Origin of the sequence: Saccharopolyspora shandongensis, from assembly GCF_900106995.1 — a bacterium.
Lineage (GTDB): Bacteria > Actinomycetota > Actinomycetes > Mycobacteriales > Pseudonocardiaceae > Saccharopolyspora > Saccharopolyspora shandongensis.
In genome coordinates, this window is the sequence record NZ_FNOK01000032.1 from 1 (window position 1) to 24,949 (window position 24,949).

A 24,949-nucleotide genomic window follows, 5' to 3' on the forward strand; every position below is an offset into this window, starting at 1 on the left:
GTATTGGACATACATCAGGAGGGGCACCCACAGACCAGGGAGCCTCTGAGGTTCCGCTACCCGCACCGCCACGCAAACTGAGGTTGGAAAAACCTCATTGAAATTGCGGAGGCCGGCGAACGTCGCTGAGGTGTCCGCGCAACCGGCGGGCATGCCTTGCATGGGCTGCCTCAGCACTCCCGGCAGCCCGGCGACACCACGCCTCGGCTCCGGATAGCAGAACCGCACCCGCCCGGAGGCCGGGCGGGTGCGGTCGGCTGCGACGATCAGCGCGAGAAGGTCACGGAACGCACCGCGACGTCGCGCGGGGCCTGCTGCCCCGGCCGCAGGACGTAGTAGTACACGTTGCTGGAGCAGTTCTCGTCCAGGAAGACGATCGCCGTTGCGTCGGTGTTGTTGCGCACCCCGTAGGCCGGGGCCGCCGGGTTCGGCAGGTCGAGCCGGTGGCAGAACCGCCCGGCCGGGTCCAGGAGCGCGCGCTGGTGGTACGCGTTGGTCCCCTCGACCCAGTAGCTGAATTCGCCGTCCGCCGCGAGCGCAGAACCGGGCAGCGACAGCAGCAGACCGGCCGCACCGAGTGCGGCGGCGAAAGTTGCGCGTAGACGCATCGAAACCGTCCCTTTCTGGGAAAATCGGACGCTGACACCGCAATCCTCTTGGTCCCGCCCGCACGCGCCACCGTGATCACCCGCCGGTGGGGTGATCACCGCCCAATTCACTGATCGGCTCTACCTCGCCACGGCCAGCGACAGCGCGAAGTCCTCGGCGTCGTCCAGCCACCAGTGGCGCAGTTCGAAGCCGGCCACCGCCAGCTCGTCGCGGACCCGGTCGTGCCGGAACTTCGCCGAGATCTCGGTGCGGATCTCCTCGCCCTCGGCGAAGTCCACGCCCAGCCCCAGCTCCGGCAGCCGGACATGCATCGGCCGGTCGGCCCGCAGCCGCATCTCGATCCACTCCTGCTCGGCGTTCCACCGCGCCACGTGCCGGAACCGCTCGGGTGCGAAGTCGGCACCGAGTTCCCGGTTGAGCACCCGCAGCACGTTGCGGTTGAACTCCGCGGTCACGCCCCGCGCGTCGTCGTAGGCGCGCACCAGCCGCCCGGGATCCTTCACCAGGTCGGTGCCCAGCAGCAGCCACTCGCCCGGCCGCAGCGCCGCGCGCACCGCGGCGAAGAAGCCCGCGCGCTCGGCCGGCAGCAGGTTCCCGATCGTGCCGCCCAGGAAGGCGACCAGCCGGCCCGCCCCCGCGTCCAGTGCGGACAGGCCGCTGGTGAAGTCGTCGACGACACCGTGCACCCGGAGCTCCGGGTAGTCCAGCGCGATGGACTCCACGGCGGCGCGCAGCGCCGAGCCGGACACGTCCAGCGGCACGAACCGCTCCAGCGTGTCGGTCTTGCGCAGCGCGTCCAGCAGCAGCCTCGTCTTCTCCGATGACCCGGACCCGAGCTCGACCAGGGTGGCCGCGCCGGTGACCTCGGCGATCTCCAGCGCGCGCCGCTGCAGGATCTGCTGCTCGGCGCGGGTCTGGTAGTACTCCGGCAGGGTCGTGATCCGCTCGAAGAGGTCGCTGCCGGTCGCGTCGTAGAACCACTTGGGCGACAACCACTTCGGGCTGTCGGTCAGTCCATCCCGGGCATCGTTGCGCAGCGCCCGGGCCGCGTCTTCCTCGGTGAATCGGACGAGAAGTTCCGGCTCGCTCATCGCTCCCCCATCGACAACTCCGACAACGACGTCACCCGCGCATCCGCGGTGTCCGCGACGAGCAGGCACCGGTCCGGGACCTCCACCCACCCGGCCGCCGGGCCGAACGGCTCCGACGCCACCGCCACCGACGTCTCCGTCCGGCGCACCCACAGCGCGTGCGTCCAGGTGGTGGCGATCAGCCTGGCGCCGTCGGAAAGCAGCAGGTTCAGTCGCGAATCCGGGGCGGCGGCGACGACCTCGCACACCAGATCCCGCACCGCCTGGTCCGGCTCCTCGCCGCCTGCCAGCCGCTGCCGCAGCAGCGCCCACAGCAGCGCCGAGTCGGTGGCCGCCTCCAGCGTCAGCAGGTCGACGACCTCCAGCCGGGTCGCGAGCTTCGCCAGCGAATCCGGCCAGCCGGTGATCCGGCCGTTGTGGCTGAACAGCCAGGTGTCATCGGTGAACGGCGCGCACGCGCCCGGCGTCACCGGCATGCCGACGGTCGCCGAGCGGACCGCCGCGACCACCGCGCCGCTGCGCACGTCCGCGGCCGTCTGCCGGAACGATTCGTCCGTCCACATCGGAACGGCGGCCCGGTAGCGGGCCACCGCGCCGTCCGGCCGGTACCAGCCGACGCCGAAGCCGTCGGCGTTGATCGTGCCGCCGCCGCGCATGTCGTTGGGCGCCCACGTCTGCTCCAGCAGCGAATGGGCCGGTTCGAGCAGCAGTTCCGCCAGCGACACGGCTGGCCCCAGGTATCCCACGTGCCGGCACATCGGTCAGTCGCGCTCCCCGCGTCGGGGCGTCCGGGCGCACCTGAAGCCGGCGAAGATCTGCCGCCGGATGGGGTAGTCCCAGTTCCGGAACGTGCCGCGGCACGCGGCGGCGTCGGTGCCGAACGAGCCGCCGCGCAGCACCTTGTAGTCGGCCCCGAAGAACACCTCGGAGTACTCCCGGTACGGGAACGCCGAGAACCCCGGGTACGGCAGGAAGTCCGTCGACGTCCACTCCCAGACGTCGCCGATGAGCTGCCGCGCGCCGCACGGCGCCGCCCCGTCCGGATACGCCCCGGCGGGCGCCGGTTGCAGGTGCCGCTGTCCCAGGTTGGCGTGCCCGGGACGTGGGTCGGCGTCGCCCCACGGGTACCGCCGGGACCGGCCGCTCGCGGGGTCGAACCGCGCGGCCTTCTCCCACTCGGCCTCGGTGGGCAGCCGCTTCCCCGCCCACGCCGCGTACGCCTCGGCCTCGTGGAAGCTGACGTGCACCACCGGCTCCTCCGCCGGCACCGGCTCGACGTGGCCGAACCGGCGGCGCAGCCAGCGGTCGCCCTCCAGCCACCAGAACCGCGGCGCCCGCAGGCCGGCCTGCTGCCGGCGTGCCCAACCCGCGTCGCTCCACCAGCGCGGGTCGTCGTAGCCGCCGGCGTCGATGAACGCCAGGTACGCGCCGTTGGTGACCGGGGTGCTGTCGAGGTAGAAGTCGTCGACGTGGACCTGGTGCGCCGGTCGTTCGTTGTCCAGCGCCCAGGGTTCCGCGGAGGTGCCCATGGTGAACGGCCCGCCGGGCACGAACACCTCGGGCGGCAGCACGTCCACATCGGACGGTGGCGGCCCGGCGGCGAGGGCCGGCGGCCCGTCCCGCAACTGGTGGGTGGCCAGCATCGTCTCGTCGTGCTGCTGCTCGTGCTGCACGATCATGCCGAAGGCGAACGCCTGCTGGACCAGCCGCCGTCCCTCCAGCGGGACGCGGTCGACCAGGTCGAAGACCTTCGAACGCACCGCCGCGACGTACTCGCGCGCCTCGGCCGGCCCCAGCAGCGGCAGCTGCGGGCGGTCGGCCCTGGCGTGCTGGAACGCGTCGTAGAGGTCGTCGATCTCGGGGCGGATCGCCGGCGCGCCGCCGACGTCGCGCACCAGCCACAACTCCTCCTGGCTGCCGATGTGCGCCAGGTCCCAGACCAGCGGCGACATCAGCGGCGAATGCTGCTTCACGAGGTCCTCGTCGTCGACCGAGCCGGTCAGCTCGGCGCTGCGCTGCCGGCTGCGCGCGAGTTCCGCGGCCACGTGCGCGCGCAGGTCGTCGATCCCCAGATCCACCAGATCTTGCGTGCTTTCCACCGGTCACCTCCGGTTTCGTCAGCGGTCGGCGGGCGCGGCGAGCCGCCGCGCCACGAAGTCGGCCAGCCGTCCGGCCAGTCCCGCCGGGCCGTCCGGCTCCTCCTCCAGGCGCCGGCACGCCAGCTCGAACACGTCGCGGGCACTGCGCGCCAACGCCGGATCCAGCAGCCCGTGCCGCGCGGCCTGCACCCACCGGCCGACCGCCGGGGACGTCATCGCCAGCACCTCATCCACAGTGGATTCCTCGCGGAACAGCGCGATCAGCGCGCCCGCGGGCAGCATCCAGTCCTGGCCGGGCTGCGTGTCGAGGTAGCGGACCTCGAAGTAGCCGCGCGGCCGGACCGGCGGGAACACCGTGGACAGGTGGTAGTCGAGGTCGTCGCGGGTGGGCGGATGCGGCAGCGCGCCGTGGATCCACTCCGCGAAGCTGATGCCGCTGGGCGCCGTCCAGTCCCCGCCGTCGCGGCGCAGGCACACGATCGCGGTGTCGAGCACCCGCTTGGCCCAGCTGGCCGCCGGGTCGACGGTGATCGAGCCGGGCCGGGTGCGCGGCGGATCGGTGCGCAGCAGCGCGCGGGTGCGGGTGGACACCCAGCCGGTGCGCTCGCCGAACAGCATCGGCGAGTTCGCGAACGTCGCCATCATCACCGGCCCCAGCGCGTGCAGCGCCGCCCAGCGGGCGGCCACCCGGTCCGGTTCGCCGGCGTCGAGGCAGACCTGCACGCCGGCGGTGCTGCACATCATCAACCGGCCGTCCAGGCCGATGCGATCGAAGGCGGTTTCCATCGCGGCGTAGCGCGGCACCCGCAGGATCCGGTTCGGATATCGCCACGGATCGGTGCCCTGGTCGCCGAGCACCAGGCCGGCGGCGCGCAGCCGCCGCTCGACGTACTCGGCGTCGGCGGCGACGACGCTGAACAGCGACCGCATGGACGTGGTGGGAAGACTGGAGATCTCGACCTGGCCGCCGGGTTCGACGGTGAGCACCGAGCCGTTGGGCAGTTCGCGGTTCGGGCTGTCCGGGACTAGGGAGCGTGGAGCGTGCGGGCCGAGCGCGGCGATCAGCGTCGCGGCGTCGAGCGTTCGGCCCGGATCGTCGGAGTGGTGCACGGTCCATTCGAGCTCGATGCCCAGCAATCGCGGCGGACCGTGCTTGAAGCACACCGACGCGACGTAGGCCTCGGCCTCGGCCCTGGTGCGGACCCGGGAGGCCGGGAAGTCGGCGGCTGCGGGGTCGGTCGTAGTGGGCAATTTGATCACCCCCTGTAATTGGCCGGTTACCGACGCTACCGCTCCCCCCTGACGCCCGCGACCCTTGTTCTTGATCCGGAGAACTGGTACTAGCGGACGGGAAACCCGTTTCCTCGCCCGCTTTTCCCGGATCTGTACCGCCGCGCGCGGTAACGCTTCCGGCGGCCCAGGCGACCATATGAGCGGAGGTCGCCCATCGGGTGGGACATGCGCAGCAAAACGTACGTACGGATTGCAATGTGGCGGCCGCACCTGGGACGATCAGAGCATGCCTCGGGTCAGCCAAGACCACCTCGACGCCCGGCGCCGTCAGATCCTCGACGGCTCCCGGTCGTGCTTCGCGCGCTTCGGCTACGAAGGCGCTACCGTGCGGCGGCTGGAAGAAGCGACCGGCTTGTCCCGGGGTGCCATCTTCCACCACTTCAAGGACAAGGAGTCGCTGTTCCTCGCCCTGGCCGAGGACGACGCGACGCGGATGGCCGACGTGGTGGCCGAGCAGGGCCTGGTGCAGGTGATGCGCGACCTGCTCGCCGAGCCCGCCGGCGGCACCAGCAGCGCGCCCGGCGCGGAGTGGCTGGGCACTCGCCTGGAGGTGTCGCGCCGGCTGCGCACGGACGAGGAGTTCCGGGCGCGCTGGGCGCAGCGCTCCGAGCAGCTGACCGCCGCCACCCGCGCCCGGCTGAAGTGGCAGCGCGACGCCGGGAACCTCCGCGACGACGTCGACGTCGACGTGCTGACCGCCTACCTGGAACTGGTGCTGGAGGGACTCGTGTCCCACCTGGCGATGGGCCTGCCCGCGGCACACCTCCCCGCGGTGCTGGACGTCGTCGAGGAGAGCGTCCGCCGCCACCGCGGCAGCTGACCTGCACGACCCGTCCGGGTAATCTCGCTACCGCGAACGGCCGAGTCTCGGCAGGACCATCAGGGCTCGGCGCACACCCAGAAGGAGCGCGCGGCGCATGTGGAGCGAGTGGTGGAACCGCTTCCTCGCCTCAGACCCGGCGCTGCGCCGCCTGCGCACCGCGGCCCGGGTGACGCTGTCGGTCGCGCTCTCGCTCGTGGTGGTGCTGCCGCTGCTGGCGTGGTGGGGGCAGCCGCTGCCGCTGGCCATGCTGGCCGCGGTGGTGGCGATCAACTCCTCGCTCGGCATCAACGACCCGGACCGGCGGCAGCAGAAGATCACCAACCTGCTGATGCCGCTGCCCGCGGTGCTCGCGCTGCTGCTGTCGATCCTGACCTCGCCGTGGCCGCTGCCGCACAGCCTGCTGTTCCTGGTGGTGATCTTCACCGCCACCTACGTCCGCCGGTTCGGGCCGCGGTTCTTCCCGCTGGGGATGGTCGCGTTCATGGGCTACTTCTTCGCGATGTTCCTGCGCCCCCAGCTGCCGCAGCTGCCCGCGCTGATCGCGGCGGCGGTGGTCGGAGCGCTGACCGCGTTCGCGATGCGGTTCCTCGTGCTGCGAGACGATCCGGAAGGCGTGCTCGAACGCGGCCGCCACACGCTGCGGGCCCAGGTGCACGGGCTCCTGCACGCGGTACGCGACGTCGCCGAGCACCCTGATTCGACGCAGCGGCGACGCGAACTGCACAACCGCTCGGTGCGGCTCAACGAGACCTCGCTGATGCTGGAGAACACCGTCGGTCAGCTCGACGACCTCGACGAGGCCGGCCGCGAGCTGCTCCGGCAGCGCATCCTCGACGTCGAACTCGCGGCCGAGAACCTGCTCACCCCGCTGATGCGGCTCGTCGACCACCCCAGCGGCGGCGCCACCGTGCCGCACGCGATCACCGCGCTGCTCGCGGTGCTCAACACCGAGCCTCGGGAGATCCGGGAGGCCACGCGGCTGGTCGCCGAGGGGATCGAGCAGCAGGGTTCGGTGGAGATCGCGATGGCGGTGCGACGGCTCGGCGCCGGGCTCGCGGAGCTGGCCGACGCGACCGGCGAACTCGGCGGCGAACGCCGGGAGGAGGCGGCGCCGGAGCCGGTCGGCGAACCGGAACCGGCCGAGGACGACGAGACCGGGTTGCGGCGGCCCGAGCTGCGGACGGCGATCCAGGTGACCTGCGCGACCGGGCTGGCGATCATGCTGGGCCAGCTGGTCTCGCCGAACCGGTGGTACTGGGCGGTGATCACCGCGTTCGTCGTGTTCATCAGCACCAACAGCCGCGGCGAGCTGCTGGTGCGGGCGTGGCAGCGCACCGCGGGCACCATGCTCGGCGTGGTCGCGGGCATCCTGGTCGCCGCGCAGATCGCCGGCAACACCCCCGCCGAGATCGCCATGATCCTGACCTGCGTGTTCCTGGGCTTCTACTTCGCCGGCTACTCCTACGCGGTGATGACGTTCTTCATCACCACCTTGCTCGGCGCGCTCTACGGGATGCTCGGCACCTTCGACGAGGCCGTCCTGGAGACGCGGCTGTGGGAGACCGCGGTCGGCGCGGCGGCGGGCGTGCTGGCAGCGGTGTTCGTGCTGCCCACCCGCACGCGCTTCCTGGTGCGCACCAACATCCAGGGCTTCCTGCTGACGCTGCGGGACTTCCTGCGCGGCACCGGCACCGAGATCAGCGAGCACGGCACGGTCGCCGGCCTGCAGGAGTCGGTGCGCGACCTCGACGACGGGCTGCAGCGGGTGATCACCAGCGCGAAGCCGCTGACCAGCTACCGGCTGCGCTCCCGGCGCAGCCATGCCCAGCGGTCGGTGGCGATGCTCAGCGGCTGCGCCTACTACGTGCGCAACCTGGCGGTCGCGCTGTCCTCCACTGTGGACATGGTCGACGAGGACACCCGCAACCGGCTGGCCGAGCTGCTGTGGGCGCTGGCCGACGCGGTGGAGTCGCTGACCGACGAGGCCCAGGTCAGCTTCGAGGCGGCGATCACCTCGGCGCACCGCACGGCCGACGCGCTGCACGACATCGCCGAATCGCTGACCGACGGCCCCACCTCCCTGCACCGCACCATCCGCTGGCTGGACCGCACGACCCAGGTCGTCGAAGACCTGGCCCGCGAACTCCCCGCAGCCGCACCCGAGAAGCAACCCGCCGCCTGAGCTGCCGGGCAGTCCAGTCGATCCGGATTGGACCGCGCCGCGGCGCGCCTGCTTCGTTACGGTCGTGAGTGAGTTTTCCGGTTCTTACCGGATCAAACGCTCACGAAGGATGTCGCATTGCACCCCAAGCTCTCCGAAGACCTCGCCCGGCTGCCCGAGCTGCTCGACATCGCTCGGCGATGCGCCGTCGAGGCGCTGTCCGGGATCGCGGACCGGCCGGCCGCCGTGCCGCCCGCACCACCGAATCCTGAGTCGCTGCCCGATTCCGGCGTCGGCGCCGAAGCCGCCCTAGAACGGTTCCAGAGCCGCTGGGCGCCGGGCTTCTCCGGCAGCGCGGGGCCCCGCTACCTCGGGTTCGTGACCGGTGGCGCAACCCCGGCTGCCGTGGCAGGCGACTGGCTGACCAGCACGTTCGACCAGAACGCGGCTGCCGGCGGCGACTCGTCGGCGCTGGACCTGGAACGCGAAGCGACCGGCTGGCTGCGCGAGCTGTTCGGCCTCGGCACGGCGCACGAAGGCGCGTTCGTCAGCGGCGCGACGATGTCGAACTTCGTCGGGCTGGCGATCGGCCGCGAATGGGTCGGTGAGCAGCTCGGCGTGTCCGTGGCGCAAGACGGCGTTGCAGCGCTCGGGAACGTCCCAGTGCTTTCCGGCAGCCCGCATTCCAGTGTCTACAAGGCACTCTCGATGCTCGGCCTGGGCCGCGGTTGCGTTCGCGAGGTGGCCACATTGCCGGAGCGGGAAGCGGTCGACGTCGATCGGCTTTCCGCGGAACTCGCCGCGCTCGACGGGCGGCCCGCGATCGTGGTGGCCAATGCGGGAACGGTCAACACCGTCGACTTCGACGACCTGCGGGCGATCGCCGAGCTGCGCCGGCGCTTCCCATTCTGGCTGCACGTCGACGCCGCCTTCGGGGGCTTCGCCGCGCTGTCCCCGCTGCACACCGAACTGGTCGCAGGCATCGACGAGGCCGACTCGGTGTGCGCGGACCTGCACAAGTGGCTCAACGTGCCCTACGACAGCGCGATCCAGTTCACCCGGCGCCGAGACCTGCAGGTCCGGGTGTTCCAGAACGCGGCCGCGTACCTGGGCCGGATCACCGAGGACCCGGACTTCGTCCACCTCACGCCGGAGAACTCGCGCCGCCTGCGCGCCCTGCCGGCCTGGTTCACGCTCGCGGCATACGGGCGGCAGGGGCACCGCGAGATAGTCGAGCGGGACATCGCGCTCGCCCGCGAGCTCGGCGACCGGATCGCCGGGATGCCGCATCTGCGGCTGCTCGCACCGGTGCGCCTCAACGTCGTCTGCTTCACCCTCGCCGACGATCCCACCGCGGAGCGGATCGGCGCGCTGGCCCGCTCCGTCGCCGGATCCGGCGAAGCGTTCCTCACCCCGACCGTCTACAAGGGAACGCCCGGTCTGCGCGCGGCCTTCAGCAATTGGCGCACCACCGGGGCGGATGTCGGTCGCATCGCCGCTGCACTGCGGGCCGGCTGATCCGGAATCGGCCGGGGGACACGGACTTTCGCTGCCGGGTGTGGAACCGGGCCACGGATTACGCTCCGCCCTGAACCAGGTCCCACTCCACGAGGAGACACCCGTGAAGCGTTCGATCGCGCTCGCTCTCGCCGGGGCCGCGGTGCTGGCCGGCACCGCGGCGCCGGGAGCGACCGCCCAGGCCGCGCCCGGCCTGCGGTTCGGCGCGTGCCCGCAGGACGTCAGCCAGCCCCACCCGCAGCTGCAGTGCGCCAACCTCGACGTCCCACTGGATTACGCCGCGCCGAACGGCGAGAAGCTGCAGCTGCTGATCGCGAAGTCGCCGGCGCGCAAGCCCGAGGCCCGGCGCGGCGCGCTGCTGATCAACCCCGGCGGCCCGGGCGGGCCGGGAGTGACCTTCGCGGGCTCGCTGGCCGGCCGGCTGCCCGCCGAGGTGCTCGACGCCTACGACCTGATCGGGTTCGACACCCGCAACTCGGCGCACAGCACCCCGATCAGCTGCGTCGACCCGGCCACCTACTGGCGGCAGCCGCTGCCCGACCCGGACTCGCCGCAGACCCGGGAGCAGAACTGGCAGCGCGCCCAGGAGTACGCCGACGGGTGCGCGCAGCGGGCCGGCAAGTACCTGCCGCACCTGAACACGCCGACCAACGCCCGCGACATGGACCGGATCCGGGACGCGCTCGGCGAGCAGAAGATCAGCTACCTCGGCTACTCCTACGGCACCTACCTCGGCGCGGTGTACGGACAGCTGTTCCCGGAGCGCGTGGACCGGATGCTCCTGGACAGCGCGGTCAACCCGGACACCTCCGAGGTCTGGTACCGCAACAACCTGAACCAGGACATCGCCGCGCAGCGGCGGCTGGGCAGCTACTTCGACTGGATTGCCCAGCACGACCAGGTGTTCCACCTCGGCACCGACAGCGGCCAGGTCCAGGCCGCCTGGGACGGCATCCGGGCCGAGCTCCGCAAGGGGGCGCGCGGCGCGCTCGGCCCGTCGGAGCTCACCGACATCACCTTCAGCGCCCTCTACAGCGAGAGCAACTGGGAAGGCCTCGCCGAGGCGGTCGCCGACTTCCGGCTCCGCGGCGACGACCACAAGCTCGTCGCGCGGGTGTCGGCGAAGGACGCAGCGGCGGAGAACAGCAACGCCATCTACAACGCCGTGGAGTGCGCGGACGCCCCGTGGCCGGGCCGCCGCAGCGAGTGGGAGCGGGATTCCGAAGAGCTGGCCGCCGACCACCCGCTGGGCGCCTGGTACAACAGCTGGACCGTCGCGCCCTGCCGGGTGTGGCACGCTCCGCGGCAGCAGCCGCTCAAGATCACCGGCGCGGGGCTGCCGCCGATGCTGGTGATCAACTCGGAGCACGACGTCGCCACCCCGTACGCGGGCGCGGTGGAGATGCACCGGTCGCTGCCGTCGTCGGTGCTGGTCACCGAGAAGGACGCGGGCAAGCACGGCGTGTGGGCGGTGGCCGGCAACGCCGAGGTGGACCGGATCGGCACCGACTACCTCGTCCGAGGAGAGCTGCCGAGCGGGAACGTCGCGGTCGCGGGCCACGCGAACCCGGACCCGGCTGCCCCGGCGAAACCCCGAACGTTCGACCTGCGCTGAAAAGAGGCCGGCCCCGGGATCACCGGGGCCGGCCTCTTTTCGTTCACATCAGTTCACGCCGTGCATGTAGCGCTTGATGCTCTTCGAACCGAGCAGGAGCAGCACCGCGCAGCCGATCGTGGCCGCGCCGACGATGCCGAAGTAGACCGGCTGGTTGTCCACCGAGTACAGCTTCACCACCTGGGCGCCGAGGCCCTGCCCCATCGCCGGGGCCAGGAAGTACAGGCCCATGGTCTGGGAGGCGAAGATCTTCGGCGCCAGCTTGGTGGTGGCCGACAGGCCGACCGGCGAGAGCATCAGCTCACCGAAGGTCATGATCACGAACACCAGCGCGAGCATGATCGGCAGGTGCTTGCCGTCGCCGGCGACGAACTTCGACACCACGACCCACAGGAACGAGACGCCGACGAAGAACAGGCCGCCGACGAACTTCTGCGGGGTCGACGGCTGCCGCTCCCCCAGCTTCGTCCACAGCAACGCCATCAGCGGCGCCAGCACGATGATCGCCAGCGAGTTGATGGACTGGAACCACGAGGCCGGGATCACGAAGCCGAGGATGTTCAGGTCGGTGTCCGCCTCGGCGATGTTGGCCAGCGAGTTCGGCTGCTGCTCGAAGAGCAGGAAGAACAGCGCGGTCGCCAGGAACAGCGGGATGTAGGCGATCAGCCGGTCCCGCTCGATCTTGGTGATCTGCTTGCTGGAGAGCATCACCGCGAAGTAGATGACCGGCAGCACCGCGGAGATCAGGCTGATCACGTTGACCAGCCCGTCGAGGCCCATCACGCCGCTCACCGACAGGCCGACCAGGACCACGATGAACACCAGGCCGATGCCGATCGCGCGCCCCAGCACGCGGCCCTTGTGCCCGGCGGGCAGCGGGTTGACCGGAACCAGCCCGGCCGAGCCCAGGTTCTTGCGCCCGAACTGGTACTGGATCAGGCCGATCGCCATGCCGACGGCCGCCGCACCGAACCCGACGTGCCAGCTGACCTTCTCGCCGAGGGTGCCGACGACGAACGGTGCCAGGAACCCGCCGAGGTTGATCCCCATGTAGTAGATCGAGAACCCGGCGTCGCGGCGCGTGTCGTGCTCGCTGTAGAGCCCGCCGACGAGGCCGGAGATGTTCGGCTTCAGCAGCCCGGTGCCGATCACCAGCAGCACGAGCCCGAGCACCACCGTGGCGATGCCGCCGGGCAGGGCCAGGCTGATGTGGCCGAGCATGATCACGCAGCCGCCGTAGAACACCGCACGTTGCGCGCCGACTACTCGGTCGGCCAGCCAGCCGCCGAGGATGCCGGTCATGTAGACGGAGGCGCCGTAGACGCCGACCACCGACAGCGCCGTCGACTCTGGGATCCCCAGGCCGCCCTCGGCGACCGCGAAGTACAGGTAGTACCCGAGGATCGCCCGCATGCCGTAGTAGGAGAACCGCTCCCACATCTCGGTGAAGAACAGCGTCGACAAGCCGCGGGGGTGGCCGAAGAAGCCCCTCTGCGGTGCGTCCGCAACCGTGGGTGTTGTCACGATCACGTCCTCTCGTGTGTGACCTGGCGGCGGTAGCCGCTCGACGAACCTGCGGCAGGTTACGTCTCGTCCCAGTGGCCCAGACCACCGGGGCGTAAACCCGCCTCGCTGCGGATGCCACGGGCGTCCCTGACCGGCCACACTGAACGCGTGGCCAGGGATTCCGCCGCCACCGCCGGACGCCCCGTGACTGATTTCACAACGCTCATCGGGAGAAATCATGCAGCTGCTGGACGCCCACCGCAGGGCCATGGCCGAGTTCGACGCGAGAGTGGGACGAATCGGCGACGACCAGTGGGACGCGCCGACGCCGTGCACGCGGTGGAGCGTCCGGGATCTGCTCGGCCACCTCGTGTCCGAGCAGCTGTGGGCGCCCTGGCTGCTCGACGGCGCCACCCTGGACGAGGTCGGCGACCGCTTCGACGGCGACGTCCTCGGCACCGACCCGGTCGGCGCGTGGCGGGAGGCCGCCGCGGCGGCCCGGCGGGCGTGGGACCAACCCGGCGCGACCAGCGGCGAGGTCAACGTCACCGGCGGGGTGATCCCGGCGCAGGACTACGGCTGGCAGATGACGCTGGACCTGGCGGTGCACGCCTGGGACCTGGCCCGCGGCATCGGCGCCGACGACCGGCTGGACCCGGCGCTGGTGACCGCGGTGCACATCGTGTTCGCGCCGCAGATCCCGGCCTGGGCGGACATGGGGATCTTCGCCCCGCCGCGCCCGGTGGCCGCCGACGCCGATGAGCAGGCGAAGCTGCTGGCGCTACTCGGACGATCGTGATGATGTTGGCACGGCCGGACCGGTCCGGACCCCGTATACTGGCGTCGTATTTTTCCGATTTCCTGTCTAGGAGTGACGTCTTCAGTGCCTGCGGCACAATCCCCCGAGGGCAGTACCGAGCCGGGACATAGTCCCGGCTTTCCGAATCTGATGGCCGGTTTCCCCACCCGGGGTGATCGGTGATGGAGATCCTGCTGGCCGTTCTCGGCCTCGTATTCGTCGGCATCCTCACGCTAGGCACCGGATTGGCGGTCGCCGCGGAGTTCTCGCTGACATCCCTGGAACGCAGCACGGTGGACGCGCACGTCCGCCAGGTCGGCGACCGGCGTGCCCGGGCCGTGCAGAAGGCGCACCGGACGCTGTCGTTCCAGCTCTCCGGCGCTCAGGTCGCGATCACGCTGACGACCCTGATCACGGGTTACGTCGCCGAGCCGCTGATCGGTGAGCTGATCCGGCCGGCGCTGACCGCGCTGGGGCTGCCCGGCGAGGCAGCTGGTGCGGTGTCGCTGACGCTGGCGATCCTGCTGGCCACCACGCTGTCGATGGTCTTCGGCGAGATGGTGCCCAAGAACCTCGCGATCGCCCGGCCGCTGCCGACCGCGCGCGCGGTTTCCGGCTACCACGCCGGATTCTCGCAGGTCTTCCGCTGGCTGATCGACGCCATGAACAACAGCGCCAACTGGGTCGTGCGCCGCTTCGGCATCGAGCCCCAGGAAGAACTCCGGTCGGCGCGGTCGCCCGACGAGCTCGGCTCGATCGTGCGCTCCAGCGCCGAGCACGGAACGCTGGACTCCGCGACCGCCAAGCTGATGGACCGGTCGCTGCGCTTCGGCGACCGGACGGCCGAGGAGCTGATGACCCCGCGCGTGCGCGTCGAGTCGCTGACGGCCGACGAAAGCGTGCTGGACCTGCTCGACATCGCCCGCCGCACCGGGTTCTCCCGCTTCCCGGTGAACGGTGCCGACCTGGACGAGGTGCACGGTGTCGTCCACGTCAAGCAGGCGTTCGGCGTGCCGGCCTCCCGCCGCGCGACGACTCCAGTGGGTTCGCTGGCTCGGCCGGTGCCGACGGTGCCGGAGACGCTGGACGGCGACGCCCTGCTGAACCGGCTGCGCGGGTCCGGGCTCCAGTTGGCCGTGGTGGTCGACGAGTACGGCGGCACCGCGGGCATCGTGACGCTCGAAGACGTCGTCGAGGAGATCATCGGCGACGTCCGCGACGAGCACGATCGCCGTGAGATCGCCGCGGTGCGCCGCGTCGGCGATGACGCCTGGATCATCTCCGGGCGGCTGCGCCCGGACGAACTCGCCGAGGCCACCGAGTTCGCCGTGCCCGACGGGGACTACGAGACCGTCGCCGGTTTCGTGCTGGCCCGGCTGGGCCGCATCCCCGAGGTCGGCGACCACCTCGACCCCGACGGATGGGGGCTGACCGTCACGCGGATGGACCGCCACCGCATCGCCGAGCTGCGGCTCACCCGCCGACCGGTGCCCGCCGAGGCCGTGGAGGAAGTCCGATGAGCGACGGTTTCGCGATCGTCCTCGGTGTCCTGCTGCTGCTGCTCAACGCGTTCTTCGTGGGCGCGGAGTTCTCGCTGCTGTCGTCCCGTCGGGACCGGCTGGAGGCGCTGCTGGCCCAGGGCAAGACCCGGGCCAAGATCGTGATCAAGGCGAGCCAGGAGGGCTCGCTGATGCTCACCAGCGCCCAGCTGGGCATCACGCTGTGCTCGCTGGGCCTGGGGCGGCTGGGCGAACCCGCCGTCGCCCACCAGCTGGAGGTGCCCTTCGCCGCCCTCGGCATCCCCGAGCCGATCATGCACGCCGTGGCGTTCGCGATCGCGCTGGCGATCGTGGTCGTCCTGCACGTGCTCGTCGGCGAGATGGTGCCGAAGAACCTGGCGATCGCCGAGCCCGAGCGGCTCGCGCTGTGGCTGGTGCCGCCGCTGGTCGGGTTCGTCACCCTGGCCCGGCCGCTGATCGCCGTGTTCAACATGATGGCCAACGCCGTGCTGCGGCTGCTGCGGGTGGAACCCAAGGAGGAGCTCGACACCGCCTACACCTCGGCAGAACTCGCCGAGCTCCTGGTGGAATCCCGCCGCGAAGGCCTGCTGGAGCAGTCCGAGCACCGCAGGCTGGCGCAGACGCTGTCGTCGGTGGAGCACACCGTCGCCGACGTCCTCGTGCCGCTGCCGGAGCTGACGACGCTGCCGCAGCGCCCGACGCTGGGCGATGTGGAGCGGGTGGTGACCGAGACCGGGTTCTCCCGGTTCCCGGTGCGGGGTGACGACGGCGCGCTGCGCGGCTACCTGCACGTCAAGGACGTGCTCGACCAGGCCGGGCATGATCCCTCCACCTCCATCGCGCCCGGCCGCATCCGGCGGCTGCCGACGGTGCCGGTGGGCGCCCTGCTCGATGAGGCGCTGACGTCGCTGCGCCGGGCCGGGAGCCACCTCGCAGTGGCCGTCGACACCACGGGCGAGCCCGTCGGCGTCGTCGCCATGGAGGACCTCGTCGAGGAGTACGTGGGCACCGTCCGCGACGCCACCCACGTGCACTGACCGGCCGCGCGTCTTCCGGGCCGCCGCCGCGGCCCGGAAGACGCGGTTCGGCACTCGTGGCGATTGGCCGTTTATCACCCATTAGGGTCACGGTGTGCGAGATGATCGGGTCGTGGCTCACCACCAACAGGTCAGCACCGCCCCCCGCGTCATCGGTGGCCGGTACCGGCTGGAGGGCACCATCGGCCGCGGCGCGATGGGTTACGTCTGGTCCGGCACCGACGAGCTACTGCAGCGGCCGGTGGCGGTCAAGGAGCTCCGGCTTTCCCCCGGCATCCCCGAAGAAGAGGCCGCCGAGCTGCGCGAACGCGCCCTGCGCGAGGCGCGCTCGATGGCGGTGCTAAGCCACCCCAACGCCGTCATGCTCTACGACGTCGCGCGCGAGGACGGCCAGCCGTTCGTCGTGATGGAGCTGGTGCGGGCACAGAGCCTGTCGAGCGTGCTCAACAAGCACGGGGCGCTGAACCCGCACCAACTCGCCGTGCTGGTCGACGGCATTGCCGCAGCCCTGCAAGCGGCGCACCAGGTGGGTATCGTGCACCGCGACGTCAAGCCCGGCAACGTGCTGCTGGGGCGGCACGGCCAGGTCAAGCTCGCCGACTTCGGCATCTCCCGCAACGCCTCGGAATCGACGCTCACGCGCACCGGCGTCCTAGTCGGCACGCCCGCCTACCTGGCGCCGGAGATCGCGATGGGCCGCTCGCTGGGGCCGTCCGCCGACCTGTGGAGCCTCGGCGCAACGCTGTTCGCGGCGGCCGAAGGCCGGCTGCCGTACGACGCCTCCGGCGACCCGCTGATCACCGTCAGCTCCATCGTGCACGGGCCGGTGCCGCAACACCGCCAGAGCGGCCCGATCGGCGAGGTCATCAGCGGCCTGATGCTCAAGGCCCCCGAGCAGCGGATGTCACTGCTCGAAGTGCGCCGCCACCTCCAGGACCTGGCGCGCAGCGCCGGAGAGGCCCCGTTCGACGCCGTGCTCGACGCCACCGAGCCCGCACCGCGCGCACCCACCCACCCCGGCACCTCGTCGCAGACCCTGCCCACCGGGCCGGCCGGCGTCCCGAACCGCCGGAGCGGGCGCCGGGTGGCGATAGTCGTGGGCGGGCTCGCGGTGCTGCTCGCGGGCGGCGCCGGGGCCGCCGGTTTCTACGCCGGGGTCGCCGAACGCTCGAACAACGACACGGGCATGGCGCCGACGGAACCGCCACCGGGGCAGAATCCCGGCCCCTCCGCCTACAGCGTGATCCAGGCGGAGTCCTTCGCCCCGCAGGCCGGCAACGTCGCCACCGGCAGCGAGGGGCCGGTCGAGTTCATCGGCCCGGTCAACAACGGCGACGGTGTGCTGTTCCGGGGAATCGACTTCGGCAACAAGCCGGCGACCCAGGTCACCGCCCAGTTGCGGACGTGGGTCGGCGACGGGGTGAAGGCGAAGATCGAGGTCCGGCTCGGCGGCCCGAAGGGCAAGGTCGTCGGCAAGATCAACGTTTCGTCCGCGGTGGGCGGACAGAAGTGGAAGCCGGTGCCCATCGACCTGCAGGAACCCGTCACCGGCAAGCGGGACGTGTACCTGGCCTTCGCCGCGGACCAGCCCGGGGACTTCCTGGAGCTCGACTGGTTCCAGTTCCACCGCTGACCGCCACCGCACCCGCCTCGACTACCCTGACCGGCGATGATTGTGCTGTCTGAGCAGGACTGGCGCGCCCGGCAGGCCGCCCACCGGGAGCGTGTCGCGCGCTGGACGCAGCCGCACCGCCGGCGCCAGCACGAGCACCGAAAGCACCCGGTGCTGGACTTCCTCTTCACCTACTACTCGTTCCGTCCCGCCCGGCTGGAGCGCTGGCAGCCCGGCGTCGGCGTTGCGCTGGCGGGCGGCGAGGAGTTCCTGGCCCGTCGGGGTTTCGCCGAGACGCCGGAGGGCGTCGCGCTCGATCCCGCCGCGCTGACCGAGAAACGCCGCGCCAGCACCGAATTCGTGCTCGGGCTGCTGACCGCCACGGCCTCCCGGAAGGCCCGGCTCGGCTGCTTCGGCCTGCACGAGTGGGCCATGGTCTACCGGACGCGACCGGCGGAGATCCGGCACACCGGGTGGCCGCTGCGGCTCGGGCACGACGGCACCGACGAGGTCGTCGAGTCCATACCGATCAGCTGCACGCACCACGACGCGTTCCGGTTCTTCACCCCGCAGGCCCGCCCGCTCAACGCGCTGCAGCCCGAGCGCGCCGACCAGGTCCGCCTGGAACAGCCTGGTTGCCTGCACGCGAACATGGATCTGTTCAAGTGGAGCTACAAGCTCGAACCGTTCGTGCCCGCCGAACTGGTCGCCGACAGCTTCGAACTGGCCGTGCGGGTGCGCGAGCTGGACATGCGGGCCAGCCCGTACGACCTCCGCGAACTCGGCTACGAACCCGTTGCGATCGAAACCGCCGACGGCCGCGCCAACTACGTCCGGCGGCAGCGCGACTTCGCCGACGAGGCCGCGATCCTGCGGCAACGGCTGATCGACACCTGCCGCGAGGTCCTCGACTGGGCGGCGCAGCCGGTGTGATCACCCCTGGGCGGCGGCCCGGGCGGCGAGGATGCGGTTGACGTTGCGCTCGGACCAGTCGGCGATCGCCTCCACCGGCCCGCGCAGCGAATGCCCGAGGTCGGTCAGCTCGTACGTCACCCTCGGCGGCACCTCCGGGTACGCGGTCCGGATCACCAGGCCGTCGCGCTCCATCGCGCGCAACGTCTGCGTCAGCACCTTCGGAGCCACACCGCCGATGCCGGTGCGCAGCTGCGTGAAGCGCATCGGGCCGTCGGACAGCAGCGTCACCACCAGCACCGTCCACTTGTCCCCGATGCGGTCCAGCACCAGCCGGGTCGGGCAGTTCGGGTCCGTCAGATCCCCGCGCTTGAGGATGCTGTCCTCGCTGGTAACCACCAGGTACCTATAGCACGATCGAGCAGTAGGTTACAACTGGTTACCGTGCTCCGCGGGCAACTCGCGCAGGAAGCGCAGCGGGGACAGGAAGACGACGAGCCAGCTCACCGCGAAGGCGCCCGCCGAGACCCACAGCACCGCGCGGACGCCCACGAGCTCGCCGAGCACCCCGGCCAGCACGGATGCGACGGCGAGCGCACCGGTCAGCAGGAACCGGAACGTGGCGTTCATCCGGCCCATGAGGTGATCCGGTGTGGCGGCCTGCCGAAGGCTCACGGCGAGCACGTTCCCGATGCCGGTCTTCGCGGTGATCAGCGCCCACGCGACGGCCGCCGGCCACAGCAACGATCCGCTGCCGAGCATCGGCACGAAGCACCCGGCGAAGCTCGCGACCGCCCCGGTGATCCACAGCATCCGGCCGAGCCCGAACCGCTCGCCGAGCCAACGCGCGCCGATCGCCCCGACCAGCGCACCGCAGCCGCCGATGGCGAGGAACAGGCCCAGGGCCCACTCGGTCATCCCGAGCTCCCGGACGAACAGGACCGGCAGGATCGTGAGGGTGAGCGTCGTGGCGAAGTTCGTCAGCGCGCCTTCGATCGCCATGGGCCGCAACAACCGGTTCCCGAGCACGTGGCGCACCCCCGCCGCGGCGGCCGACCACACCCCCGACGCGCTGCGCACCGCTGTGGTCGCCCGCGCACCCCGGATCCGGCCGATGGCGACGGCCGCGCACGCGTAGCTGATCGCGTCGAACGCGATCGTCACGGGCGCGGTGAGCACCGACACCAGCAAGCCGCCGACGCTCCGGCCGACGATCTGGTTCACGCCGCGCATCTCCATCAGCCTGGCGTTTGCCCGCACCAGGTGCGCCCGCCCCACGACGTCCGGCAGGAAGCTCTGGGCGGCCACCTCGGAGAACACGGTCGCGATCCCACCGAGCAACGCCACCGCGCACAGCTGCGGCATCGTCAGCACGCCCAGCAGCCACGCGGCGGGGATCGAGGCGTACAGCACGGCGCGCACCACATCCGTGGTGATCATCACGGCGCGGCGGGGCAGCCGGTCCACCCAGGCACCGGCGGGCAGCCCGACCAGCAGGAACGCGACGGTGCTCAGGGCACCCAACGCGCCGACCTGCGCCGGGCCCGCGCCGAGGGTGAGGACGGCGGTCAGCGGCAGCGCGACGAAGCTGATCTGGGTGCCGAGGTCGCTGCCGCCGACGGCGGCGACGAGCAGGCGGAATTCCCCGGGCAACCGGGCAGATTCGGTAGTTCGGTCGTCGATCACCCGGCAACCATGGTTTCCGGACCCGGCCGGTGACCACGAATTTAGACTGGGCCGAATCCACCGGCGGGAGGAACCGGATGCTCGAGATGACGATGTCCGCCGGTGACCTGGCCCGCCTCCGGTTCGCGTTCTCCCCCTTGTGGGAGGTCGCGGCCAGCGTGCGGGTGCTGAAGGAGCCCGGCCGGCACCCGTTGCACGGCTCGTGGCGCACCGAGGCCAAGCACCGGCTGCAGCGCGGCACCGCCGACCTCTCGCTGCTGTTCGACCTGGTGCCGACCCCGACCAGGTACCTGCCCGGGTTCCTCGCGCCGACCCCGACCACGTCGCGGCCGACCCTGGCCGAGGAGCTCGAAGGGCTGCGGGCGGTGCCGTCGCAGTCGGTCCGGGCGATGATCGAGAACGCCGGGCGCCCCGCGTCGGCGTCGGTCCGCCGACTGCACGCCGACCCGCGCCGCGAGCTGCACCGGCTGGCCGAGGTGATCGAGAGCTACTGGGAACGCGCGATCCGGCCGTGGTGGCCGGAGATGCTCGACCTCCTGGACCAGGACGTCCGGCACCGCGGGTCCGTGCTGGTGGAAGGCGGTACCACGCGGCTGCTCAACGAGCTCAGCCCTCGGGTCCGCTGGCACGACGACGGCCTGCGGGTGACCCACCGGTACTTCACCGGCAAGTACGCCCTGGACGGCCGGGGCCTCGTCCTGGTGCCGTCGACGTTCGTCTGGCCCACGGTCTTCTCCAAGCTGGAGCCGCTGTGGCCGGCCGCGCTGCGCTACCCGTCGCGCGGCATCGCCGCGCTCTGGGCCCCGCAGCAGCGCACCGCGCCCGACGCGCTGACCGCGGTCATCGGCAGATCCAGGGCCGTGCTGCTGGCCGAGCTGTCCGCCCCGAGGTCGACCACGGAACTCGCCCGCCGGACCCGGATGTCCGCCGGGAATGCGTCGCAACACCTGACCACGCGACGCCGGGCTCGTCTCGGTGCGACGGGAAGGGCGCTACGTGCTCTACAGCCGGACGGACCTGGCCGAGGCCCTGCTCGCCCGGTCCGGCTGATCAGCGCTCGGTAGTCCGCTCCTCCGCGCGGTCGCCCGATCGCGCCTCGATGCGGGCGCCGCGGGTCAGCACGAGGTAGACCACGACCGCGGACAGCGACAGCGCTCCCATCACCACGCCCATCGGCAGTGCGGTGCCGGTGCCCGCCGAACCCACCAGCGGCGCCGCGAGGCCACCGGCCAGGAACTGCATGACGCCCAGCAGCGCCGATGCGCTCCCGGCCGTCTCGGGGTGCCCGGACAGCGCCAGGGTCGTGGCGTTGGGGAACACCACGCCGATGCTCGACGCCACCAGGAAGAGCGCAGGCAGCAGCCCCGGCAGGCCCAGTCCGAACGCGGCGGACAGCGCCACCGCGACGCCGCCGACCGCGTTGACACCGAGCCCGATGGCCAGCAGCCGGCTCGGGTCGACCCGGGCCACCAGCCTGCCGTTGAGCTGCCCGAACAGCACGATGCCCAGCGAGTTCACGCCGAACACCAGGCTGAACAGCTGGGGCGACATGCCGTAGACGTCCTGCAGCACGAACGACGAACCGGAGATGTAGGCGAACATCGCCGCGAACGCCAGCGCCGCGGACAGCGAGTACCCGACGAACGCCCGGTCGCCGAGCAGGCTTCCGAAGGTCCGCAGCGTGCTGCCCAGACTGCCGGGCCGCCGCGACTCGCCGGGCAGCGTCTCCCGCACCCCGAACGCGGTCGCCACCAGCAGCACCACGCCGATCGCGCCGAGCACCAGGAACACACCGCGCCACGACGTCACCCGCAGCATCTGCCCGCCGATCAGCGGCGCGAGGATCGGAGCCAGCCCGTTGACCAGCATGAGCAGCGAGAAGAACCGCGCCATCGCGACGCCCGAGTACAGGTCCCGCACCACGGCGCGAGCGATGACGATTCCGGCGGCACCGCCGAGTCCCTGCACCAGTCGCAGCCCGGCCAGCGCGTACGCGGACGGCGCGACCGCGCACAGCAGCGACGCCAAGGTGAACACCACGAGCCCGATCAGCAGCGGCCGGCGGCGGCCGAAGGTGTCCGACAGCGGCCCGGCGACGAGCTGTCCCAGGGCCAGGCCGACCGTGCAGGCCGTCAGCGACAGCTGCACCTGCGACGGCCCGGCTTGCAGGTCGCCGGCGATCGTCGGGAAGGCGGGGAGGTACATGTCGATCGACAGCGGGCCGAACGCGGACAGCGCGCCCAGGATCAGCACGTATTTCACCCTGCGCGGTTGGTCCCCCATGCGTTCGCTCCCGTGGTGCTCGATACCGACCGGTACCGTAACTCCGCGGCGCACCCCGGGCAGCGGGCGGGCCCACCGATGAGAATCGGCAGCCGGAGCGGTCTACCCCACCAGAACGGACTGCGAAGGAGCCGCGAAATGACCGACCTGCCCGACCTCGGACCGGCCGCCGAGCACCTGGCGACCCTGCTGGGCAACGTTGCCGACGAGCAGCTCGGCGCGCCCACGCCGTGCACCGAGTACACCCTCGGCGACCTGATCGACCACGTCAGCGGCCTGTCGCTGGCGTTCGCCGCGGCAGCCGCGAAGGACTCCTCGCTGACCGGCGGAGGACCGTCCGGGGACGCCACCCGGCTGCCCGCAGACTGGCGCGCCCGCATCCCGACCCAGCTGACCGCGGTGGCCGAAGCATGGCGCGAGCCGGCGGCCTGGGATGGCATGACGCAGGCCGGTGGCATCCAGTTGCCCGGTCAGGTCGCGGGCGTCGTCGCGCTGAACGAGCTGGTGGTGCACGGCTGGGACATCGCGAAGGCCACCGGGCAGCAGTTCCGGTGCGACGCCGCGTCGCTGGCGACCGCCCTGGAGTTCGTGTCCATGGCGGCAACCGAGGAGCCCAGCCCGGACAGCCCGTTCGGCCCGACCGTCGCGGTCCCGGCCGACGCGACGCCGCTGGACAAGCTCATCGGCCTCACCGGTCGCAACCCGGCCTGGCAGCCATGAGAAACCGTGTGCACTTTCGGTTGCCATAGCAGCCAAAAGTGCACACGGGTCCTGAAGGCTCAGCGGCCCCAGACGGGGTTTCCCCACTCGGTCTGCTCGCGGAGCCGGCGTTTGAGGAGCTTCCCTCCTGGATTGCGGGGCAGCGGTTCCGCGCGCACCACGAAGTACTGCGGCACCTTGAAGTCGGCGAGGCGATCGGCCAGGTAGGCCAGCGCGGCCCGCGGATCGAACTCGCCGTCCGGGGGCGGCACCACCACCGCGCCGACCTTCTCCCCCATCACGTCGTCCGGCACGCCGATGACCGCCACGTCGGCGACGCCGGGCGCCCCGGCCAGCGCGTTCTCCACCTCCACCGAGTACACGTTCTCGCCGCCCCGGTTGATCATGTCCTTGGCGCGGTCGACGACGCGGACCAGGCCGTGCTCGTCGATGCTCGCCAGGTCGCCGGTGCGCAGCCAGCCGTCGGCGAAGGCCTTCGCGGTCGCCTCCGGCTTGTTCCAGTACCCGGCCACGACGTTCGGGCCGCGGATGAGCAGCTCGCCGACGCCGCTTTCCGGATCCGGCGCGTCCAACGCCAGATCCACCACGGGCGCGGCGAACCCGACGGAGTCGGCGTGCTCGGTAGCCCACTCGTGCGGCAGGAACGTCGCGATCGACGACGTCTCGGTCAGGCCGAACCCGTTGCCGACCCGGGCCCGCGGGAAGCCTGCCTTGATCCGCTCGACCAGCGCCGGGGCGATCGGCGCGCCGCCGTAGTTGACCTGGGTGACCGCGCTGACGTCGAGGGCCGCGAAGTCCGGCTGCGCCAACGCGAGCGCGTAGATCGCGGGCACCGTGATGAGGGTGTTGATCCGCTCCTCGACGAGGGTGCGCAGGAACCGCTGCGCCTGGAAGTCCGGCAGCACGACGGTGGTGCCGCCGAGGGCGAGCTGCACGAGCAGCTGGGTGTTGCAGCCGGTCACGTGGAACAGCGGCACCGACACCAGATTGCGCTGCGCCGGGCCGTCGGCGCGGTCCGTCCCCATCACCCGCAGTGCTGTCTCCACATTGGACAGGAAGTTCTCGTGGGTCGTCATCGCCCCCTTCGGGAAACCCGTGGTGCCGCTGGTGTAGAAGATCGCCGCGAGGTCCTCCGGCGCCAGGTCGCCGACCGCGTGGGCCGGACCGTCGGGCAGCGGATCGCCGGGGCGCAGCACGTGCTTCGCGCCGGAGTCGGTCAGCACGTAGTCGATCTCGGGCGCGGCGAACCGGGTGTTCACCGGCACCGCGACCGCCCCCGCCAGCTGCGTGCCCAGGAATCCGAGCACCCATCCCACCCCGGCGGGCAGCAGGCTCGCCACCCGGTCGCCCCGGCCGATCCCGGCCGCGCGCAACCCGCCGGCGACGCGTGCCGCCCGGTCCCACAGCCGCCGGTAGGTGAGCCGCTCGCCGTCGACCTCAACGAGCGCCTCGTTGTCCGGGAAGCGTTCCGCGGTGGACCGGAACATGGTCACCAACGAAGCCGGAAGGCCGGTGTAGTGCGCGATTCCGCGGCTGTCGCGCCGGATTCCGGAGGCGGCGAACGGGGCGGCACCGCGCGGATGCGGTTCGATCGGCATCCCGCTCACCTCTCCCCGCGCATCGGGCTCCTGACCAGGTCGCCGGGATCTACCGGTCCGCGAACGG

General features: G+C 71.5%; 21 protein-coding genes. 11 read left to right on the forward strand and 10 right to left on the reverse strand.

Annotated features, from left to right (window positions below; translation table 11 throughout):
* Positions 1-266: 266 nt before the first annotated feature.
* From BLW84_RS28025 to egtA, 5 genes are all read right to left on the reverse strand, one after another.
* Positions 267-608, reverse strand: coding sequence for a hypothetical protein (locus BLW84_RS28025; protein WP_093271171.1), 342 nt, complete (start codon positions 606-608; stop codon positions 267-269).
* Between the two features lie 120 nt (positions 609-728).
* Positions 729-1,700, reverse strand: coding sequence for an L-histidine N(alpha)-methyltransferase (egtD, locus tag BLW84_RS28030; protein ID WP_093271173.1), 972 nt, complete (start codon positions 1,698-1,700; stop codon positions 729-731).
* A complete protein-coding gene (gene egtC, locus BLW84_RS28035) occupies positions 1,697-2,458 on the reverse strand; it encodes an ergothioneine biosynthesis protein EgtC (RefSeq protein ID WP_093271174.1) in 762 nt (253 codons plus the stop codon). The genes egtD and egtC overlap by 4 nt, the downstream gene beginning before the upstream one ends.
* 3 nt (positions 2,459-2,461) lie before the next feature.
* The gene (gene egtB, locus BLW84_RS28040; RefSeq protein WP_093271176.1) at positions 2,462-3,799 is read right to left on the reverse strand and encodes an ergothioneine biosynthesis protein EgtB; all 1,338 of its coding nucleotides are present in this window, start codon (positions 3,797-3,799) and stop codon (positions 2,462-2,464) included.
* An 18-nt stretch (positions 3,800-3,817) separates the two neighbouring features.
* The gene (gene egtA, locus BLW84_RS28045) at positions 3,818-5,050 is read right to left on the reverse strand and encodes an ergothioneine biosynthesis glutamate--cysteine ligase EgtA (RefSeq protein ID WP_093271295.1); all 1,233 of its coding nucleotides are present in this window, start codon (positions 5,048-5,050) and stop codon (positions 3,818-3,820) included.
* Between the two features lie 268 nt (positions 5,051-5,318).
* On the opposite strand from egtA, the gene BLW84_RS28050 reads away from it, so the two are divergent.
* The 4 genes from BLW84_RS28050 to BLW84_RS28065 all read left to right on the forward strand — a co-directional run bounded on the left by BLW84_RS28050 (position 5,319) and on the right by BLW84_RS28065 (position 11,209).
* Complete coding sequence (locus BLW84_RS28050; RefSeq protein ID WP_093271177.1) at positions 5,319-5,912, forward strand: TetR/AcrR family transcriptional regulator; 594 nt, start codon at positions 5,319-5,321, stop codon at positions 5,910-5,912.
* A gap of 97 nt (positions 5,913-6,009) precedes the next feature.
* Positions 6,010-8,097, forward strand: a complete 2,088-nt coding sequence (locus BLW84_RS28055; RefSeq protein ID WP_093271179.1) for an FUSC family protein — start codon at positions 6,010-6,012, stop codon at positions 8,095-8,097.
* A 117-nt stretch (positions 8,098-8,214) separates the two neighbouring features.
* Positions 8,215-9,594 (forward strand): pyridoxal phosphate-dependent decarboxylase family protein, encoded by a 1,380-nt coding sequence (locus tag BLW84_RS28060; RefSeq protein ID WP_093271180.1) that lies wholly within the window; start codon positions 8,215-8,217, stop codon positions 9,592-9,594.
* A gap of 103 nt (positions 9,595-9,697) precedes the next feature.
* Complete coding sequence (locus BLW84_RS28065) at positions 9,698-11,209, forward strand: alpha/beta hydrolase (RefSeq protein WP_093271182.1); 1,512 nt, start codon at positions 9,698-9,700, stop codon at positions 11,207-11,209.
* A 48-nt stretch (positions 11,210-11,257) separates the two neighbouring features.
* Here BLW84_RS28065 and BLW84_RS28070 read toward each other — a convergent pair whose 3' ends face one another.
* Entirely contained in the window at positions 11,258-12,733 is a 1,476-nt protein-coding gene (locus BLW84_RS28070; protein ID WP_342743181.1) for a peptide MFS transporter, read from the reverse strand.
* 220 nt (positions 12,734-12,953) lie between these two features.
* On the opposite strand from BLW84_RS28070, the gene BLW84_RS28075 reads away from it, so the two are divergent.
* The 5 genes from BLW84_RS28075 to BLW84_RS28095 all read left to right on the forward strand — a co-directional run bounded on the left by BLW84_RS28075 (position 12,954) and on the right by BLW84_RS28095 (position 18,616).
* The gene (locus BLW84_RS28075; RefSeq protein WP_093271183.1) at positions 12,954-13,514 is read left to right on the forward strand and encodes a TIGR03086 family metal-binding protein; all 561 of its coding nucleotides are present in this window, start codon (positions 12,954-12,956) and stop codon (positions 13,512-13,514) included.
* Between the two features lie 182 nt (positions 13,515-13,696).
* Positions 13,697-15,034: a hemolysin family protein gene (locus tag BLW84_RS28080; RefSeq protein ID WP_093271184.1), complete on the forward strand. Its 1,338-nt coding sequence runs from the start codon at positions 13,697-13,699 to the stop codon at positions 15,032-15,034.
* Positions 15,031-16,071: a hemolysin family protein gene (locus tag BLW84_RS28085; RefSeq protein WP_093271186.1), complete on the forward strand. Its 1,041-nt coding sequence runs from the start codon at positions 15,031-15,033 to the stop codon at positions 16,069-16,071. The genes BLW84_RS28080 and BLW84_RS28085 overlap by 4 nt, the downstream gene beginning before the upstream one ends.
* Positions 16,072-16,183: 112 nt before the next feature.
* Positions 16,184-17,704, forward strand: a complete 1,521-nt coding sequence (locus BLW84_RS28090; RefSeq protein ID WP_245761436.1) for a protein kinase domain-containing protein — start codon at positions 16,184-16,186, stop codon at positions 17,702-17,704.
* Positions 17,705-17,740: 36 nt separating this feature from the next.
* Positions 17,741-18,616: a 3-methyladenine DNA glycosylase gene (locus tag BLW84_RS28095; protein ID WP_093271187.1), complete on the forward strand. Its 876-nt coding sequence runs from the start codon at positions 17,741-17,743 to the stop codon at positions 18,614-18,616.
* Here the strand turns inward: BLW84_RS28095 and BLW84_RS28100 are convergent, their stop codons facing one another.
* Together BLW84_RS28100 and BLW84_RS28105 are read right to left on the reverse strand one after the other, a co-directional pair.
* Positions 18,617-18,994, reverse strand: coding sequence for a winged helix-turn-helix transcriptional regulator (locus BLW84_RS28100; protein ID WP_093271189.1), 378 nt, complete (start codon positions 18,992-18,994; stop codon positions 18,617-18,619).
* A gap of 30 nt (positions 18,995-19,024) precedes the next feature.
* Positions 19,025-20,281 carry an MFS transporter gene (locus BLW84_RS28105; RefSeq protein WP_093271191.1) on the reverse strand — a complete coding sequence of 419 codons (1,257 nt, stop codon included), beginning with the start codon at positions 20,279-20,281 and terminating at the stop codon, positions 19,025-19,027.
* 77 nt (positions 20,282-20,358) lie between these two features.
* Here BLW84_RS28105 and BLW84_RS28110 point away from each other — a divergent pair, with 77 nt between their 5' ends.
* Entirely contained in the window at positions 20,359-21,345 is a 987-nt protein-coding gene (locus BLW84_RS28110) for a DUF5937 family protein (protein WP_245761437.1), read from the forward strand.
* On the opposite strand, the gene BLW84_RS28115 is transcribed toward BLW84_RS28110, so the two are convergent.
* The gene (locus BLW84_RS28115; protein ID WP_093271192.1) at positions 21,332-22,564 is read right to left on the reverse strand and encodes a Bcr/CflA family multidrug efflux MFS transporter; all 1,233 of its coding nucleotides are present in this window, start codon (positions 22,562-22,564) and stop codon (positions 21,332-21,334) included. The genes BLW84_RS28110 and BLW84_RS28115 overlap by 14 nt on opposite strands.
* 138 nt (positions 22,565-22,702) lie before the next feature.
* On the opposite strand from BLW84_RS28115, the gene BLW84_RS28120 reads away from it, so the two are divergent.
* Positions 22,703-23,284 (forward strand): TIGR03086 family metal-binding protein, encoded by a 582-nt coding sequence (locus tag BLW84_RS28120; RefSeq protein ID WP_093271194.1) that lies wholly within the window; start codon positions 22,703-22,705, stop codon positions 23,282-23,284.
* Positions 23,285-23,343: 59 nt separating this feature from the next.
* Here the strand turns inward: BLW84_RS28120 and BLW84_RS28125 are convergent, their stop codons facing one another.
* On the reverse strand, positions 23,344-24,882 hold the full coding sequence (locus BLW84_RS28125; protein ID WP_093271196.1) for a class I adenylate-forming enzyme family protein: 1,539 nt from the start codon (positions 24,880-24,882) through the stop codon (positions 23,344-23,346).
* Between the last annotated feature and the right edge of the window lie 67 nt (positions 24,883-24,949).

Coding starts and splice junctions, on each gene's coding strand:
- BLW84_RS28025 (WP_093271171.1), bottom strand. CDS start 608: ATGCGTCTACGCGCAACTTTCGCCGCCGCACTCGGTGCGGCCGGTCTG.
- egtD (WP_093271173.1), bottom strand. CDS start 1,700: ATGAGCGAGCCGGAACTTCTCGTCCGATTCACCGAGGAAGACGCGGCC.
- egtC (WP_093271174.1), bottom strand. CDS start 2,458: ATGTGCCGGCACGTGGGATACCTGGGGCCAGCCGTGTCGCTGGCGGAA.
- BLW84_RS28050 (WP_093271177.1), top strand. CDS start 5,319: ATGCCTCGGGTCAGCCAAGACCACCTCGACGCCCGGCGCCGTCAGATC.
- BLW84_RS28055 (WP_093271179.1), top strand. CDS start 6,010: ATGTGGAGCGAGTGGTGGAACCGCTTCCTCGCCTCAGACCCGGCGCTG.
- BLW84_RS28075 (WP_093271183.1), top strand. CDS start 12,954: ATGCAGCTGCTGGACGCCCACCGCAGGGCCATGGCCGAGTTCGACGCG.
- BLW84_RS28080 (WP_093271184.1), top strand. CDS start 13,697: ATGGAGATCCTGCTGGCCGTTCTCGGCCTCGTATTCGTCGGCATCCTC.
- BLW84_RS28085 (WP_093271186.1), top strand. CDS start 15,031: ATGAGCGACGGTTTCGCGATCGTCCTCGGTGTCCTGCTGCTGCTGCTC.
- BLW84_RS28095 (WP_093271187.1), top strand. CDS start 17,741: ATGATTGTGCTGTCTGAGCAGGACTGGCGCGCCCGGCAGGCCGCCCAC.
- BLW84_RS28110 (WP_245761437.1), top strand. CDS start 20,359: ATGCTCGAGATGACGATGTCCGCCGGTGACCTGGCCCGCCTCCGGTTC.
- BLW84_RS28115 (WP_093271192.1), bottom strand. CDS start 22,564: ATGGGGGACCAACCGCGCAGGGTGAAATACGTGCTGATCCTGGGCGCG.
- BLW84_RS28120 (WP_093271194.1), top strand. CDS start 22,703: ATGACCGACCTGCCCGACCTCGGACCGGCCGCCGAGCACCTGGCGACC.
- BLW84_RS28125 (WP_093271196.1), bottom strand. CDS start 24,882: ATGCCGATCGAACCGCATCCGCGCGGTGCCGCCCCGTTCGCCGCCTCC.